Annotated in this window: 11 protein-coding genes; 8 read left to right on the forward strand and 3 right to left on the reverse strand. The window is 72.9% G+C overall.

Going from position 1 to position 14,896, the window contains the following annotated elements; genetic code table 11:
• Positions 1–74: 74 nt before the first annotated feature.
• The 3 genes from ACFZDE_RS22965 to ACFZDE_RS22975 form a co-directional block, all read right to left on the reverse strand.
• Positions 75–1,742, reverse strand: a complete 1,668-nt coding sequence (locus ACFZDE_RS22965) for a penicillin-binding transpeptidase domain-containing protein (protein WP_391202323.1) — start codon at positions 1,740–1,742, stop codon at positions 75–77.
• A 101-nt stretch (positions 1,743–1,843) separates the two neighbouring features.
• Complete coding sequence (locus tag ACFZDE_RS22970) at positions 1,844–3,475, reverse strand: penicillin-binding transpeptidase domain-containing protein (RefSeq protein WP_391202326.1); 1,632 nt, start codon at positions 3,473–3,475, stop codon at positions 1,844–1,846.
• A 129-nt stretch (positions 3,476–3,604) separates the two neighbouring features.
• Positions 3,605–5,353, reverse strand: coding sequence for a phospholipid carrier-dependent glycosyltransferase (locus tag ACFZDE_RS22975; RefSeq protein WP_391202329.1), 1,749 nt, complete (start codon positions 5,351–5,353; stop codon positions 3,605–3,607).
• A gap of 62 nt (positions 5,354–5,415) precedes the next feature.
• Between ACFZDE_RS22975 and rsmI the strand changes: the two genes are divergently transcribed.
• The 8 genes from rsmI (at position 5,416) to ACFZDE_RS23015 (ending at position 14,891) form a co-directional block, all read left to right on the forward strand.
• Entirely contained in the window at positions 5,416–6,264 is an 849-nt protein-coding gene (gene rsmI / locus ACFZDE_RS22980) for a 16S rRNA (cytidine(1402)-2'-O)-methyltransferase (protein ID WP_391202332.1), read from the forward strand.
• Positions 6,265–6,563: 299 nt separating this feature from the next.
• Positions 6,564–6,974: a hypothetical protein gene (locus ACFZDE_RS22985; RefSeq protein ID WP_391004423.1), complete on the forward strand. Its 411-nt coding sequence runs from the start codon at positions 6,564–6,566 to the stop codon at positions 6,972–6,974.
• 94 nt (positions 6,975–7,068) lie between these two features.
• Positions 7,069–7,959, forward strand: coding sequence for a TatD family hydrolase (locus tag ACFZDE_RS22990; RefSeq protein WP_391202335.1), 891 nt, complete (start codon positions 7,069–7,071; stop codon positions 7,957–7,959).
• 123 nt (positions 7,960–8,082) lie between these two features.
• Positions 8,083–9,675: a ubiquitin-like domain-containing protein gene (locus ACFZDE_RS22995; RefSeq protein ID WP_391202338.1), complete on the forward strand. Its 1,593-nt coding sequence runs from the start codon at positions 8,083–8,085 to the stop codon at positions 9,673–9,675.
• 205 nt (positions 9,676–9,880) lie between these two features.
• Positions 9,881–10,771, forward strand: a complete 891-nt coding sequence (gene rsmA, locus ACFZDE_RS23000) for a 16S rRNA (adenine(1518)-N(6)/adenine(1519)-N(6))-dimethyltransferase RsmA (RefSeq protein ID WP_391202341.1) — start codon at positions 9,881–9,883, stop codon at positions 10,769–10,771.
• The gene (locus ACFZDE_RS23005; RefSeq protein WP_391004431.1) at positions 10,768–11,670 is read left to right on the forward strand and encodes a 4-(cytidine 5'-diphospho)-2-C-methyl-D-erythritol kinase; all 903 of its coding nucleotides are present in this window, start codon (positions 10,768–10,770) and stop codon (positions 11,668–11,670) included. Before rsmA ends, ACFZDE_RS23005 begins: the two co-directional genes overlap by 4 nt.
• A gap of 127 nt (positions 11,671–11,797) precedes the next feature.
• Positions 11,798–13,012: a HEAT repeat domain-containing protein gene (locus ACFZDE_RS23010; RefSeq protein ID WP_391202344.1), complete on the forward strand. Its 1,215-nt coding sequence runs from the start codon at positions 11,798–11,800 to the stop codon at positions 13,010–13,012.
• Between the two features lie 70 nt (positions 13,013–13,082).
• Positions 13,083–14,891, forward strand: a complete 1,809-nt coding sequence (locus ACFZDE_RS23015; RefSeq protein ID WP_391202347.1) for an ATP-binding cassette domain-containing protein — start codon at positions 13,083–13,085, stop codon at positions 14,889–14,891.
• Positions 14,892–14,896: the final 5 nt, after the last annotated feature.

Consider the following 14,896-nt stretch of genomic DNA (forward strand, 5'->3'; position numbering starts at 1 on the left):
AACGGGCCGTCGGGGTCTCACCCGAGCGTCAGGGTCTCACCCGGCAGTCAGGGTCTCACCCGGCCGTCGGAGTCTCAGTCGCCCATCTTCAGCAGCGCCGCCACGAGTGGGCCCGCCGTCGAGCCGCCGTGCCCGCCCTGCTGGACGACACCCGCCGCGGCCAGATCGCCCCGGTAGGCCGTGAACCAGCCGTTCGGCTTCTTCTGCCCGTCGACCTCGGCGGACCCGGTCTTCGCGCCGACATCGCCGCTCACCCCGGCCATCGCCTCGGCCGCCGTGCCGTACGCGGCCGTGTACGACATCAGCTCACGCAGCTGGGACAGGGTGCTCTCCGGCATCGTGCGCGCGGCCTTCGCCAGCTTGCGTCCGTCGACGTCCGGGGAGACCAGGTAGGGCTGGTGGAAGGTGCCGGACTTGACGGTCGCCGACACCGACGCCATGTTCAGCGGGTTCATCCGGACCCCGCCCTGCCCGATCAGGGAGGCGCCCATCTGCGCCGCCGACTGCACCGGCACCGAGCCGTCGAAGGTCGGCACCCCGATCGCCCAGTTGTTCAGCCCCAGCCCGTAGACCTGCTGGGCCTCCTTGGTGAGGTCGTCGTCCTTCAGCTTCGGCGCCTGGCTGATGAAGGCCGTGTTGCAGGAGCGGGCGAAGCTCGCCTTGAAGGTGCCGTTCTTGATCTCGAACTTGTCGTCGTTCTGGAACTTCCAGTGGCCGTACGTGAAGTACTTCGGGCACGGGTGCTTCTTGTCCGCCGAGGCCAGGCCCTTCTCGATCAGCAGCGACGAGGTGATGACCTTCATCGTGGAGCCGGGCGCCAGGGAGCCCTGGAAGGCGGTGTTGAAGCCGGGGGAGGCGTTGGCGGCGGCCAGGATCTCGCCGGTCGACACCCGCAGCAGGACCACCGACGAGCGCGCCTTCTTCCCGACCTGCTTCTCGGCCGCCGCCTGCAGGGCCGGGTCCAGCGTGGTCCTCACCGTGCCCGGCGTGCCCTCGCTCAGCTCCAGCAGGGTCTTGTCGGAGAGGTCCTTGGCCTTGGCCGCCTCGCCGCGCACGACCCGGAGCTCGATACCGGCCTTGCCGCCCGCCTTCTTGCCGTACTTCTCGCGCAGTCCGTCCAGGATCGGGCCGATCGAGGCGTACTTCGCCTTGGTCAGCTCGCCGCCGTCCCGGTCGAGGGCCTTGACCGGGGGCGTGCCCGCCTCGCCGGTGACCAGCTCGTCGCCGTCCTTCAGGTCCGGGTGGACGACCGCGGAGTGCCAGTCGACCAGGGGCTTTCCGTCGGCGGTGCGGCGGGTGACGGCCAGTGCGCTGTCGTAGGCCAGCGGCTTGTCGGTGCCCTTGTAGGACACCGTGCCCTTGACGGAGAACGGCACCTTGTCACCGGCCGGCTTGCCCGGGGTGAGGGTGACGTCCTTGATGTGGGCGTCCTTGGTGTACCCGGTGAGCAGCGGCTTCGCGGCGGAGGGGTCGTCGGTGACCGCGGCGGCCCGGGCGACCTTGCCGGACTGCCAGGCGGTGAGGAAGGCGCGGGCGGTGGTGGTGACCTCGGATCGCGACAGCGGGCCGGTCTTCACCTTGGCCTTGCCGTCCGAGGCGCGCGTCCCGTCGTCGGCGGCGGCGCCACCGCCGTACAGCGCGTAGGCCCCGGCCCCGGCGCCCACGACGACCACGGCGATCATCCCGCCGATCACGGTGGGTCTCGTCTTCCGTCGCTCGGCGACGCGCCTCCTGTTGCCCACTGCTGTTCGTTCCTCCGCGCTTCCCCAGGGTCCCCGTTGCCCTCAGCTGTTCCATGTCAACGACGGCCACCACCCTAGAGTCCCGTCCCCGCGAGGTGAGATCAGCCACCTGTTCGTAGCACGGCTGCGACAATCGGCCCGGCCGCGTCGCCGCCGTGGCCGCCCTCCTCGGTCATGGCCGCGGCGGCGATGTCGCCGCGGAACCCGGTGAACCAGCTGTTGGACTTGGCGTTGCCGTCGACCTCGGCGGAACCGGTCTTGGCGCCGATGTCGCCGCCGAGCCCGGCCATGGCCTGCGCGGCGGTGCCCTGCGTGGCCGTGAGCCGCATCATCTGCTTGAGCTGCGCGGCGGTGCTCGACCGCAGGCCGCGGGCCTGGGCCAGCTCCCGGCCGTCCAGCTTCGGCGAGACCAGGTAGGGCTGGCGGAAGGTGCCGGTGATCGCGGTCGCGGTGACCGAGGCCATGTTCAGCGGGCTCATCTGGACCTGGCCCTGCCCGATGGCGCCCGCCGCCCGGTCCGGCCCGCCGACCGCGGGGACACGGCCGTCGAACGACACGATGCCGGTCTTCCAGTTGTCCCGGCCCAGACCGAAGCGCTCCTCGGCCTCCTGGGTCAGCGAGGCGTCCGTGAGCGGTTTCTCGTCGATGAGCTTGATGAAGGCGGTGTTGCAGGACCGCATGAAGCTGCCTGCGAGCGTCGCGCCCTCGTTGGGCCGCATACCGGTCAGGTTCTTGAAGGTCTGGCTCTGCCACACGGCGGTGTCGGGGCAGGGGGCCGGGCCGTTCATCGAGGTCACGCCGTTGTCGATGAGCATCGCGGCGGTGATGATCTTCATGGTGGAGCCGGGTGCCGCCTGGCCCTCGAAGGCCGCGTTGAAGCCGTCCTCGCGGTGGTTGGCCACGGCCAGCACCTCGCCGGTGCTGGGCTTGACGGCCACCACCGACGACTGGGCGAACCGCTTGACCGCCGTCTCGGCCGCGGCCTGCGCGCTCGGGCTGATGGTGGTGGTGAGCTTGCCCGGCCTGCCCTTGGCGAGGGTGAGCAGCGGGGTGTCGGGAGCGCCGTCGCCCTCGTGCCGGACGACCAGCTCGATGCCCGGGCTGCCACCGGCCTTCTCGCCGTACTTGTTGCGCAGGGCGTCGAGGACCGGGCCGAGGGAGGGGTACTTCTCCTTCGTCAGCTCGGTGCCGTCGCGGCCGACGGCCTCGATCGGCGGGGTGGCCGACTGCGAGGTGACGAGGGTGTCGCCCTTGGCCAGCTCGGGATGCACGACGGACGGCTGCCAGTCGACCAGCGCCCGTCCCGTGGTCAGCCCGCGCACCACCTTCAACTCGCTCTTGTACGCCAGTGCCTTGGACTTCCCCTCGTAGGCCACCTTCGCCTTCACCGTGTACGGCACGGTGGTGCCCCGGGCCGCGCCGGGCGTGATCCTCACGTCGGTGATGTGCGCGTCGTCGGTGAAGGCGGTGAGCAGTTCCTCGGCGGCGGCGTCGTTGTTCGTGTACGACGACGCCTGCGCCGCCGCTCCCTTCTGCCAGGCCGCGAAGAACTTGCCGGTGATCTCCTCGACCTCGTCGTCGCCGGGCGGCCCCGTCCGCTTCCCCGAGGCGACCCCGCCGGTGCCGCCGCCACCGTCCAGCGCGCTCACGATGTTGTAGGCGCCGTACCCGGCCCCACCCACCATCACCGCGAACACCCCGCCTATGACGGCGACTCTGACCCCCTTGCCCACAGCCGGTCCCCTCCCCGTTGAGCCCCCCGCGCTTCCTTTGAACGCGTTCAGAAAGCTCGATCCCGGGAGCACTCTATGCACAAGCGGTTACTACCGAAACGGGAGTACCGATATTTGACCGAAGGCAGATCACACCCAGGTGTCCAGCCACATCCGCGACCGCCAGTCGTCGATCGGGATCGCCTGGCCGGTGTACAGGGGCCAGAAGTAGATGAAGTTCCAGGTGATCAGGAGGACCAGGACGCCCGCGGCCGTGGCGCCCGCTACGCGGCGGGTGTCGGTGGAGCGGGGCGGGCCGATGATCGCGCCGAGGAGCATCGCCACCGCCAGGCACAGGAACGGCAGGAAGACGACGGCGTAGAAGAAGAAGATCGTGCGCTCCTGGTACATGAACCAGGGCAGGTAGCCGGCCGCGATGCCGCAGGCGATGGCGCCCGCGCGCCAGTCGCGGCGGAAGAACCAGCGCCACAGGACGTACAGGACCGCGAAGCAGGCGACCCACCACAGCATCGGCGTGCCGAGGGCGAGGACCTCGCGGGCGCACTTCTCGCCCGCGTCGGCCGGGCAGCCGTCCTTGCCGGGGGCCGGGGACTCGTAGAAGTACGAGACGGGGCGGCCGAGGACGAGCCAGCTCCACGGGTTGGACTGGTACGTGTGCGGCGACGACAGCCCGACGTGGAACTCGTACACCTGGTGCTCGTAGTGCCACAGGCTGCGCAGCCAGTCGGGCAGGAACGTCCAGCTGCCGCCCTTGCCGCTGGTCGCGGCCCAGTTGCGGAAGTAGCCGCCGGAGCCGTTCGTCGCGGAGAGGATCCAGCCGGTCCAGGAGAGCACGTAGGTGAGCAGGGCGACCGGGACCGTGGCGAGGAACGCCAGGCCCGTGTCGCGCTTGAGGACCGCCGTGTACGGGTGACGGGCACCGGCGACCCGTCGCGAGGCGACGTCCCACACCACCGCCATCAGGCAGAACGCGGCCAGGATGTAGAGGCCGTTCCACTTCGTGCCGATGGCCAGGCCCAGCATCAGGCCCGCCGCCCAGCGCCAGGGCCGCCATCCCAGGCGGGTCGTCTCCGCGGTGTACCGGTCGGGCCGGGCCCTGCCGTCCTCGTCCAGCGGCAGCGCGGCGGCGAGTTTCTCGCGGGCCCGGTCCCGGTCGACCAGCAGACAGCCGAACGCGGCCAGCACGAAGAACATCAGCACACCGTCGAGCAGCGCCGTGCGGCTCATCACGAAGTGCAGCCCGTCCACCGCCATCAGCGCGCCCGCGAGACACCCCAGGAAGGTGGAGCGGAACAGGCGGCGGCCGATCCGGCACAGCAGCAGCACCGACAGCGTGCCGAGCAGCGCGGTCATGAACCGCCAGCCGAACGGATCGAAGCCGAACATCAGCTCGCCGAGCCCGATGACGTACTTGCCGACCGGCGGGTGCACCACGTACGCCGCGTCCGTGGGAAGCGTCACGTGCCCGCCGGACGACAGGACCAGGTCGTTGGCGTTCTTGTCCCAGTTGAGCTCGAACCCGCGGTGGACCAGCGCCCAGGCGTCCTTGGCGTAGTACGTCTCGTCGAATATCACCGCCTTGGGGCTGCCCAGGTTCCAGAAGCGCAGCACCCCGGCCAGCAGCGTGACCAGCAGCGGGCCGATCCAGCCCGACCAGCGCACCAGCCGCGTCGCGAGCGCGTGCGGGACGCCGAGCGTCGCCCACAGGCGCGGCGAGGGCTCGGTGTACGGCGGCACCAGGCGGTCACGGACGTCGCGGGCGTCGCTTCTGGGCTGCCCCTGGTAGCCGAAGCGGCGCAGCCGCTGCTGCCAGGACGGCCGCTGGTCGAGCGGCGCCTGGCCCTGCCGGGTGTCCGTGGAGGACGCGGTACTGGTCACCGCGCCATCGTAGGGAACACGTCTGTGGGAGTCGCGTGGATGCGCCCTGCGAGGATGGAAACGTGACAGGAACCCTTGTTTTGGCAGGCACCCCCATCGGCGACATCCAGGACGCCCCGCCCCGGCTCGCCGAGGAGCTGGCGGGAGCGGAGGTGATCGCCGCCGAGGACACGCGGCGGCTGCGGCGCCTCACCCAGGCGCTGGGCGTGCAGCCGGCCGGGCGGGTCGTGTCGTACTTCGAGGGCAACGAGTCCGCCCGGACGCCGGAGCTGGTCGAGGCGCTGGTGGGCGGCGCGCGGGTGCTGCTGGTGACCGACGCGGGGATGCCGTCGGTGTCGGACCCCGGGTACCGGCTGGTCGCCGCTGCCGTCGAGAAGGACATCCGCGTCACCGCCGTGCCCGGGCCGTCCGCCGTGCTCACCGCGCTCGCGCTGTCCGGGCTGCCTGTCGACCGGTTCTGCTTCGAGGGGTTCCTGCCGCGCAAGGCGGGGGAGCGGCTCGGGCGGCTGCGGGAGGTCGCCGAGGAGCGGCGCACGCTCGTCTACTTCGAGGCGCCCCACCGGCTCGACGACACGCTGTCGGCGATGGCCGAGGTGTTCGGGGCCGAGCGGCGGGCCGCGGTGTGCCGGGAGCTGACCAAGACGTACGAGGAAGTGCGGCGGGGCGGGCTGGGGGAGCTGGCCGAGTGGGCCGCGGAGGGGGTGCGCGGGGAGATCACGGTCGTCGTGGAGGGCGCGCCGGGGAAGGGGCCCGAGGAGGTCGGGCCGCAGGAGCTGGTGCGGCGGGTACGGGTGCGCGAGGAAGCGGGGGAGCGGCGCAAGGAGGCGATCGCCGCGGTGGCGGTGGAGGTGGGGGTGCCGAAGCGGGTGGTCTTCGATGCCGTGGTCGCCGCGAAGAACGCGGCGGGATGACCGGGTTCGGGGGTGGGGCTTGAGGTGCTTTGCGGGGCGCGGGTTGTGGGGGTTGATCGCGCAGTTCCCCGCGCCCCTTCGGGGCGCTCCCCAAGGGGGCGCTGAATACCCTCTGAGCAGGGCGCATGTCGTTTGAGCGTGCGCCCCATGGGTGGGCAAAGGGGGAGGGGCGCAGGGGCAAGGGACGCTCAAATCGGGGCCAATAGTCGACAGGTCTGCTGCCATCGGTCCGGCCGAGGAGTCCACTGGGGTGCGGGGACGGAATCGTCCTCACGCCAAGCGGACCAACAGGAGCTGGCATGAGTGAGATCGCAGGGCAGACCGGGCTCCGCGCCGGTGCGACCGCAGTCGTCAACGAGTCCTACTCCTTCGCCTGCATGCGGTGCGGGCACGGCTGGGAGCAGTCGTACGAGATAGAGCACCACACGGACGCCGCGGGTCACCAGTTCGTCCTCTACGTCGCGGACGGCAAGGTGGTTCCCTCCCCGCTGAGCAAGCCCGAGTGCCGCAACTGCGACAGTCACGTCGTGCGGATCATGCGGCCCGGGCGGGTCGCCACGGCGCGTGACGCGGCGCACCGGCCCTCCCGCGTACCACCGCCCGCCGGGCCCGTGGAGGCGCCCGCGGCCGGGGTCGAGGGCGAGGAACGCGAGCACCACCACTGGCACCTGTCCGACCTGCTGCACCCCTTCCAGCGCAAGGCGAGCTGACCCGTCCGGCTCCCCTTGTCCGACGCCCTCCCCGGACCTCCTCCACCGGGGAGGGCGTAACCCTCCTCGCAGACCCCTTTCGTAGGATCGGGGCATGCCTTCGAACGACTCCGGCCGCCAGGACAAGAACGCGGCCCCGCCGCTCCCGGAGCCCCTCCGGGTGCCGGTCGCCGACTCCCACACCCACCTGGACATGCAGTCCGGCACGGTCGGGGAGGCGCTGGCGAAGGCGGCGTCGGTCGGGGTGACGACGGTCGTGCAGGTCGGCTGCGACCTCAAGGGGTCACGGTGGGCCGCGGAGACGGCCGCCGCGCACGACGCCGTCCACGCGACGGTCGCCCTGCACCCGAACGAGGCCCCCCGGATCGTGCACGGCGACCCCGACGGCTGGTCGCGGCAGGGCGCCCGCGAGCCCGGCGGCCCGGCGGCCCTGGACGACGCGCTCGCCGAGATCGACCGGCTCGCCGCGTTGCCCCAGGTCAAGGGCGTGGGCGAGACGGGCCTCGACTACTTCCGCACCGGGCCCGAGGGCAAGGACGCGCAGGAGCGGTCCTTCCGGGCACACATCGAGATCGCCAAGCGGCACGGCAAGGCCCTGGTCATCCACGACCGCGAGGCCCACGCCGACGTCCTGCGCGTGCTGAAGGAGGAGGGCGCTCCCGAGCGGACCGTCTTCCACTGCTACTCCGGTGACGCCGAGATGGCGCGGATCTGCGCGGCCGCGGGCTACTTCATGTCCTTCGCCGGCAACGTCACCTTCAAGAACGCCCAGAACCTGCGGGACGCGGTGGCGGTCGCCCCGCTGGAACTCCTCCTCGTGGAGACCGACGCGCCCTTCCTCACCCCGGCGCCCTACCGCGGCCGGCCCAACGCCCCGTACCTCGTGCCGATCACCGTGCGGGCCATGGCCGAGGTGCGCGGCGTCGACGAGGACACGCTGGCCACGGCCCTCGGCGCCAACACGGCACGCGCGTTCGGGTACTGACCCGCCGCCCACCTCCCCGCACGACTGTGCGTAGTCGCGTCGCTTTGGAGAGTGACGACCGCTCCGCTAGGTTCTGGGGGCCCGATCCGGACCCCTCTGGACCCCTCCGGCCCCTGGAGCGGCGTGAGCAACGCGCGGTACGAGACCTACGAGACGTATGGCCCGGCCTACGCCGACCCGGTGTACGGCGGATTCGGCGCACCGCCGGCCGATCCGCACGGCGCCGAGACGCTCGCCCACCGGATGCCCGGCACTCCCGGCGCCTACGCGGACACCTACCGGCCCGCCTACGAGGCACCGACGCCGCATGACCATGAGGCACCGACGCTGCCCGGCCACCGTACGGCGCCGACCCTGCCCGACCACGAGGTGCCGACCCTGTCCGACCACGAGGTGCCGACCCTGCCCGGTCTGCCCCGGCAGGGCGGGCCCGGCCCCGGCCCGTACCTCGGCCCCGGCCCGTACCTCGGCCCCGGCCCGTACCCCGGCCCCGACGCGGACCTTGACCGCGACCGCGACCGCGACCCGGGTACGGGCGTGCGCGCCGGGGCGCGTGCCGCGGCGCGCAACGGCTCGCACCGCCGGTCCGCGCGCCGGCGCAAAGCGCGCTACGCCGAGCGCCCCGACAGCCCCATGCGACGGCTGCTCCCGCAGGCCCTGGTCGTCGCCTTCCTCGCGGGCGGCACCACGGCGTTCGTCGCCAAGGACAAGGCGATCGAGCTGAACGTCGACGGCGAGACCCGCACGCTGCACACCTTCGCCGACGACGTCACCGAGCTGCTGACCGAGGAGGGCGTCGAGATCGGTGCCCACGACGTGGTGGCGCCCGGGCCCGGCGCCGGGATCAGCAGCGGCGACGAGATCGCCGTGCACTACGGCCGCCCGCTGCGGCTCACCCTCGACGGACAACGCCGCCAGGTGTGGACGACCGCCCACACGGTGGAAGGCGCGCTGCGGCAGCTCGGCGTACGGCAGGAGGGCGCCTACGTCTCCACCTCGCGCTCCCGGCGTATCGGGCGCGAGGGGCTCGCGCTGGACGTGCGCACCGAGCGCACGGTCACGATCATGGCGGACGGCCGCGCCCGCACCGTACGCACCAACGCGGCGACCGTCCGGGAGGCCGTCGAGAAGGCCGGGATCACCCTGCGCGGCCAGGACACCACCTCGGTCCCGCAGGGCAGCTTCCCGCGCGACGGGCAGACCGTCACCGTGCTGCGGATCACCGGCGGCCGGGAGGTCCGCGAGGAACCGATCCCCTTCCCGGTGCGGCGCGCGGAGGACCCGGCGCTGTTCCGGGGCACGGAGGTCGTGGAGCAGGCGGGCGAACCCGGCCTGCGCCGGGTCACCTTCGCCCTGCGCACGGTCAACGGCGTCCGGCAGAAGCCGCGCCGGATCCGATCCGAGGTGGTCCGCGAGCCGCGCCCGCAGGTGGTGAAGGTCGGCACCCGGCAGCGCCCGGCCTCGGTGCGGGGCGCCGACCACCTCGACTGGCAGGGCCTCGCGGCCTGCGAGTCCGGCGGCCGGCCCGACGCGGTCGACTCCTCGGGCACCTACGGCGGCCTCTACCAGTTCGACACCCGGACCTGGCAGGCCCTCGGCGGCAGCGGACGCCCCCAGGACGCACCCGCGGCGGAGCAGACGTACCGGGCGAAGAAGCTGTACGTGCGGCGCGGGGCCAGCCCGTGGCCGCACTGCGGGGGACGACTGCGCGGATGACGGCCCCGCCGCGGGCGATCGTGCCGCGCAGGGCGGCACCCGTCCCTCCGAGAGCGGCACCCTGCGGCCCGAGAGCGGCACCCTGCGGCCCGAGAGCGGCACCCGCGGCCCGAGAGCGGCACCCCGCGGCGCCGGACCGCGCAACGCCCCGGCGCCGGGCAACCAGGAAGCCGGGCCCCGTAGAACCCCCCGTACCCTTGTCCCCGTGACCAGCAGCCCCACGCCCGACGCCCTTCTGGGCCCCGCCGACGTCCGCGAACTCGCGGCAGCCCTCGGTGTGCGCCCGACCAAGCAGCGCGGACAGAACTTCGTGATCGACGCGAACACCGTCCGCCGTATCGTCCGCACCGCACAGGTCCGCCCCGACGACGTGGTCGTCGAGGTCGGCCCGGGTCTCGGGTCGCTCACCCTCGCGCTGCTGGAGGCGGCCGACCGCGTCACGGCGGTGGAGATCGACGACGTGCTGGCCGGTGCGCTGCCCGCGACCGTCGCGGCCCGGATGCCCGAGCGCGCCGACCGGTTCGCCCTGGTCCACTCGGACGCCATGCACGTCACCGAGCTGCCGGGCCCCGCCCCGACCGCGCTGGTCGCCAACCTGCCCTACAACGTGGCCGTCCCGGTCCTGCTGCACATGCTGGAGACCTTCCCGAGCATCGAGCGCACCCTCGTCATGGTCCAGGCGGAGGTCGCCGACCGGCTCGCCGCCCCGCCCGGCTCGAAGGTCTACGGTGTCCCCTCGGTCAAGGCCAACTGGTACGCCGAGGTCAAGCGCGCCGGTGCCATCGGGCGGAACGTGTTCTGGCCGGCGCCCAACGTCGACAGCGGCCTGGTCTCCCTGGTCCGCCGGAGCGAGCCGCTGAAGACGGCCGCCTCCAGGCGCGAGGTGTTCGCCGTGGTCGACGCGGCGTTCGCCCAGCGCCGCAAGACGCTGCGGGCCGCCCTCTCCGGGTGGGCCGGATCCGCCGCGGCCGCCGAGGACGCCCTGGTCGCCGCCGGGGTCTCGCCGCAGGCCCGGGGCGAGTCGCTGACCGTGGAGGAGTTCGCGCGGATCGCCGAGCACAGGGCGGACCGGCACCAGGAGAAGGAGAGCGCGTGAGCGTCACGGTCCGCGTCCCGGCCAAGGTCAACGTCCAGCTGGCGGTCGGCGCCGCCCGCCCCGACGGCTACCACGACCTCGCCAACGTCTTCCTCGCGGTCGGCCTCTACGACGAGATCACCGTCACCCCGGCCGCCGAACTCCGCGTCACCTGCGACGGCCCCGACGCCGACCAGGTGCCCCTGGACCGTACGAACCTGGCCGCACGGGCCGCCGAGGCGCTCGCCGAACGCCACGGCCTCAGCCCCGGCGTGCACATCCACATCGCCAAGGACATCCCCGTCGCCGGCGGCATGGCGGGCGGCAGCGCGGACGGCGCCGGCGCCCTGGTGGCCTGCGACGCGCTGTGGGGGACCGGCGCCTCCCGCGACGAACTCCTGGAGATCTGCGCCGAGCTGGGCAGCGACGTGCCGTTCAGCCTGGTCGGCGGCGCCGCCCTCGGCATCGGGCGGGGCGAGCGGCTGACGCCCCTGGAGGTCGGCGGCACCTTCCACTGGGTGTTCGCGATGGCCGGGCGCGGCCTGTCCACCCCGGCGGTCTTCCGTGAGTTCGACCGGCTCGGCGAGGGAACGGACATCCCCGAACCCGTCGCCTCCGCCGAACTCCTCGCCGCCCTCGCCAAGGGCGACCCGGACGCGCTCGCCGCCGCCGTCTCCAACGACCTCCAGCCGGCCGCGCTCTCCCTCTTCCCGGAACTCGCCGCCACCCTGGCCGCGGGCCGGGCCGCCGGCGCCCTCACCGCACTCGTCTCGGGCTCCGGCCCGACCACCGCGTTCCTGGTCCGCGACCCGGAGTCGGCGGCAGCGGTGGCGCAGGCCCTGGTGGCGTCCGGAACGTGCCGGACCGTGCGCACGGCATCGGGCCCGGCACCTGGCGCGACGGTGGCGGCAGCGGGGTGATCCCGACCGGCCGTCGGTTGCTCATGACCGGCCGCCGTCGATCACGTCCGGCCGCTGGTTAATCCCGTGCCCCCGCAGCCGCCGGGCGTCTAGGCTCCCCGGGTTGCCGACGAGGGGGAGCACTGGCGTGGAGCGACTGGTCGAGGCCGTGCGGCGTTCGGATCCGGACCAGGTCCGGGCCCTGCTGGACGACGGGGCCGACCCCGACACCGTCGCGGACGGCCTGCCGGTCCTCTGCCTGGCCGTGGCGGCGTACGACACCCCCGTCGCCGACGCGCTGCTTCAGGGCGGCGCCGACCCGCTGCGCCCGCTGCCCGACGGCGGCACCCCGCTGACCCGGGCCGTGGACGGCGGTGCACACCTCCTGGTCCACGCGCTCGCCACCGGCCGGATCCCGCTCCCGGCCCCGGCACGCGCCGACCTGCTGGCCCGGGCCCGGCGCTGGTCGGAGGCGGGCGCCGAAGCGGAACTGCGCCGGATCACCGGCCTCACCGGGCCCGTCGAGCGGATCCGGGTCGTCGACGACGAGATCGGCTGGTGGTGCGAGCAGCTCACGCTCGGCCCCATGACCGTGCGCGACGAGCACCGGGCGATCCTCACGTCCATGGAAGCCCTCTACGGCGTCCGCACGCCCTTCGACGAACTGGTGGCCCGGGCCCTGGCCCACCCCGACCGGGACCACGTCGTCTGGTCGGACGTGGTGTTCACCCTCGGCCGCCGCCTGGACGAGGAGACCTGGCAGTGGACCAGGGACCTCCTCAACCACCCCGACCGGCTGCACCGCCTGCTCGCCGCGGAGATCCTGCTCTTCCTGATCCTCGGCGACGCCTTCAAGGGGAGTGACCCGTTCTGGGAGCGGGGCAGGGAGCTGGCGCCCTGGGCCGAGCAGGAGGAGGACCCGGAGGTGCTGGCCGCCCTCCTGAACGCGATGACCCACGACAGCGCCCCCGAGATCGAGGCCGTGGCGCTGGCGCACCGCACCCACCCCGACCCGCGGGTACGCGCACTGGTGCCGGAGGCGGTGCGACTCCCCGGGAGCCTCACCGCCGTGCTCACCCTGGCCCGTGACGAGGACCCGGGCGTGCGCGAGGCCGCCTGCCGCCGGCTCGGGCACCACCGGGGCGACGAGCCCGAGGTGGGGGACGCCCTGGTCGCCCTCACCCGGGACGAGCGGCAGGAGATCCGCATCTGTGCCGTGTCCGGCCTGGCCCACCGAGACGATCCGCGCTGTGTGGAGGCCGAGCACCGGATCGGGCCCGTCGACCCGGAGCTGCCCTACGACGAGAGGCTGATGGACGTGTGGCGCTACCGGCGCCGCCAGGAGCAGGCGGACCGCGGCTGACCGCCCGGCCGGAGCACCCCCGCGCGCGACTACCCTGGAGGGTCGATCCATCCCCCTTGGCAGGAGAGTAATGGCCGTCAACCTGGTCAATGTCGAGAACGTCAGCAAGGTGTACGGCACCCGCGCCCTGCTCGACGGCGTTTCCCTCGGCGTCTCCGAAGGGGACCGCATCGGTGTCGTCGGCCGCAACGGCGACGGCAAGACCACCCTCATCCGGATGCTCGCCCGGCAGGAGAGCGCCGACACCGGGCGGGTCACCCACTCCGGCGGGCTGCGGCTGGGCGTACTCACCCAGCACGACTCCCTCGATCCCGAGGCCACCGTCCGCCACGAGGTCATCGGCGACATGGCCGACCACGAGTGGGCCGGCGACGCCAAGGTCAGGGACGTGCTGACCGGCCTGTTCGGCGGGCTCGACCTGCCGGGGTTCCCCAAGGGCCTGGACACCGTGATCGGCCCGCTCTCCGGCGGTGAGCGCCGCCGTATCGCCCTGGCCAAGCTGCTCATCGAGGAGCAGGACCTGCTTGTCCTGGACGAGCCCACCAACCACCTCGACGTCGAGGGCATCGCCTGGCTCGCCCGGCATCTGCGGACCCGCAGGTCGGCACTGGTCTGCGTGACCCACGACCGGTGGTTCCTGGACCAGGTGTGCACCCGCATGTGGGACGTCCAGCGCGGCGACGTCTACGAGTACGAGGGCGGCTACTCCGACTACGTCTTCGCCCGGGCCGAGCGTGAGCGCATCGCCGCCACCGAGGAGGCCAAGCGGCAGAACCTGGTCCGCAAGGAGCTGGCCTGGCTGCGCCGCGGGGCACCCGCCCGTACGTCCAAGCCGCGCTTCCGCGTCGAGGCCGCCAACGAGCTGATCAAGGACGTGCCGCCGCCCCGGGACAGCAGCGAGCTGATGCGGTTCGCGTCCTCGCGGCTCGGCAAGACCGTGTTCGACCTGGAGGACATCACCGTCCAGGCGGGCCCCAAGGTCCTCCTCAAGCACGTCACCTGGCAGCTCGGGCCCGGCGACCGGATCGGCCTGGTCGGGGTCAACGGCGCCGGTAAGACATCCCTGCTGCGGGCCATGGCCGAGGCCGCCCGCTCCGAGGGCGAGACCCAGCCCGTCGGCGGGCGCGTCCGCGTCGGCAAGACGGTGAAGCTGGCCTACCTCTCCCAGGAGGTCGCCGAACTCGACCCGGCCACGCGCGTGCTGGAGGCCGTGCAGCAGGTGCGCGAGCGCGTCGACCTCGGCAAGGGGCGGGAGATGACCGCCGGGCAGCTGTGCGAGACGTTCGGCTTCACCAAGGAGAAGCAGTGGACGCCCGTCGGCGACCTGTCCGGTGGTGAGCGCCGCCGGCTCCAGCTGCTGCGCCTGCTCATGGACGAGCCCAACGTCCTCTTCCTCGACGAGCCCACCAACGACCTCGACATCGAGACGCTGAACCAGCTGGAGGACGTGCTCGACGGCTGGCCCGGCTCCATGATCGTCATCTCCCACGACCGGTTCTTCATCGAGCGCACCACCGACCGGGTCTTCGCCCTGCTCGGCGACGGCGCCCTGCGGATGCTGCCGCGCGGCATCGACGAGTACCTGGAGCGCAGGCAGCGCATGGAGGAGGCCGCGGCCGCCTCGGCCCCCGCCGCCGTGGCGCAGACCGCCGCCCCGGAGAAGAGCGCGGCGGACCAGCGCGCCGCCAAGAAGGAACTTCAGAAGATCGAGCGGCAGCTCGACAAGGTCTCCGAGAAGGAGACCAAGCTTCACGCCCAAATCGCCGAAAACGCCACGGAATTCGCGAAGGTGGCGGAACTGGATGCCGAGCTGCGGGAGTTGGCCGGTCAGCGCGAGGAACTGGAGATGCGCTGGCTGGAACTCGCCGAGGACGCGTGAAGGGT

Source organism: Streptomyces sp. NPDC007929 (assembly GCF_042959065.1).
Classification (GTDB): Bacteria; Actinomycetota; Actinomycetes; order Streptomycetales; family Streptomycetaceae; genus Streptomyces.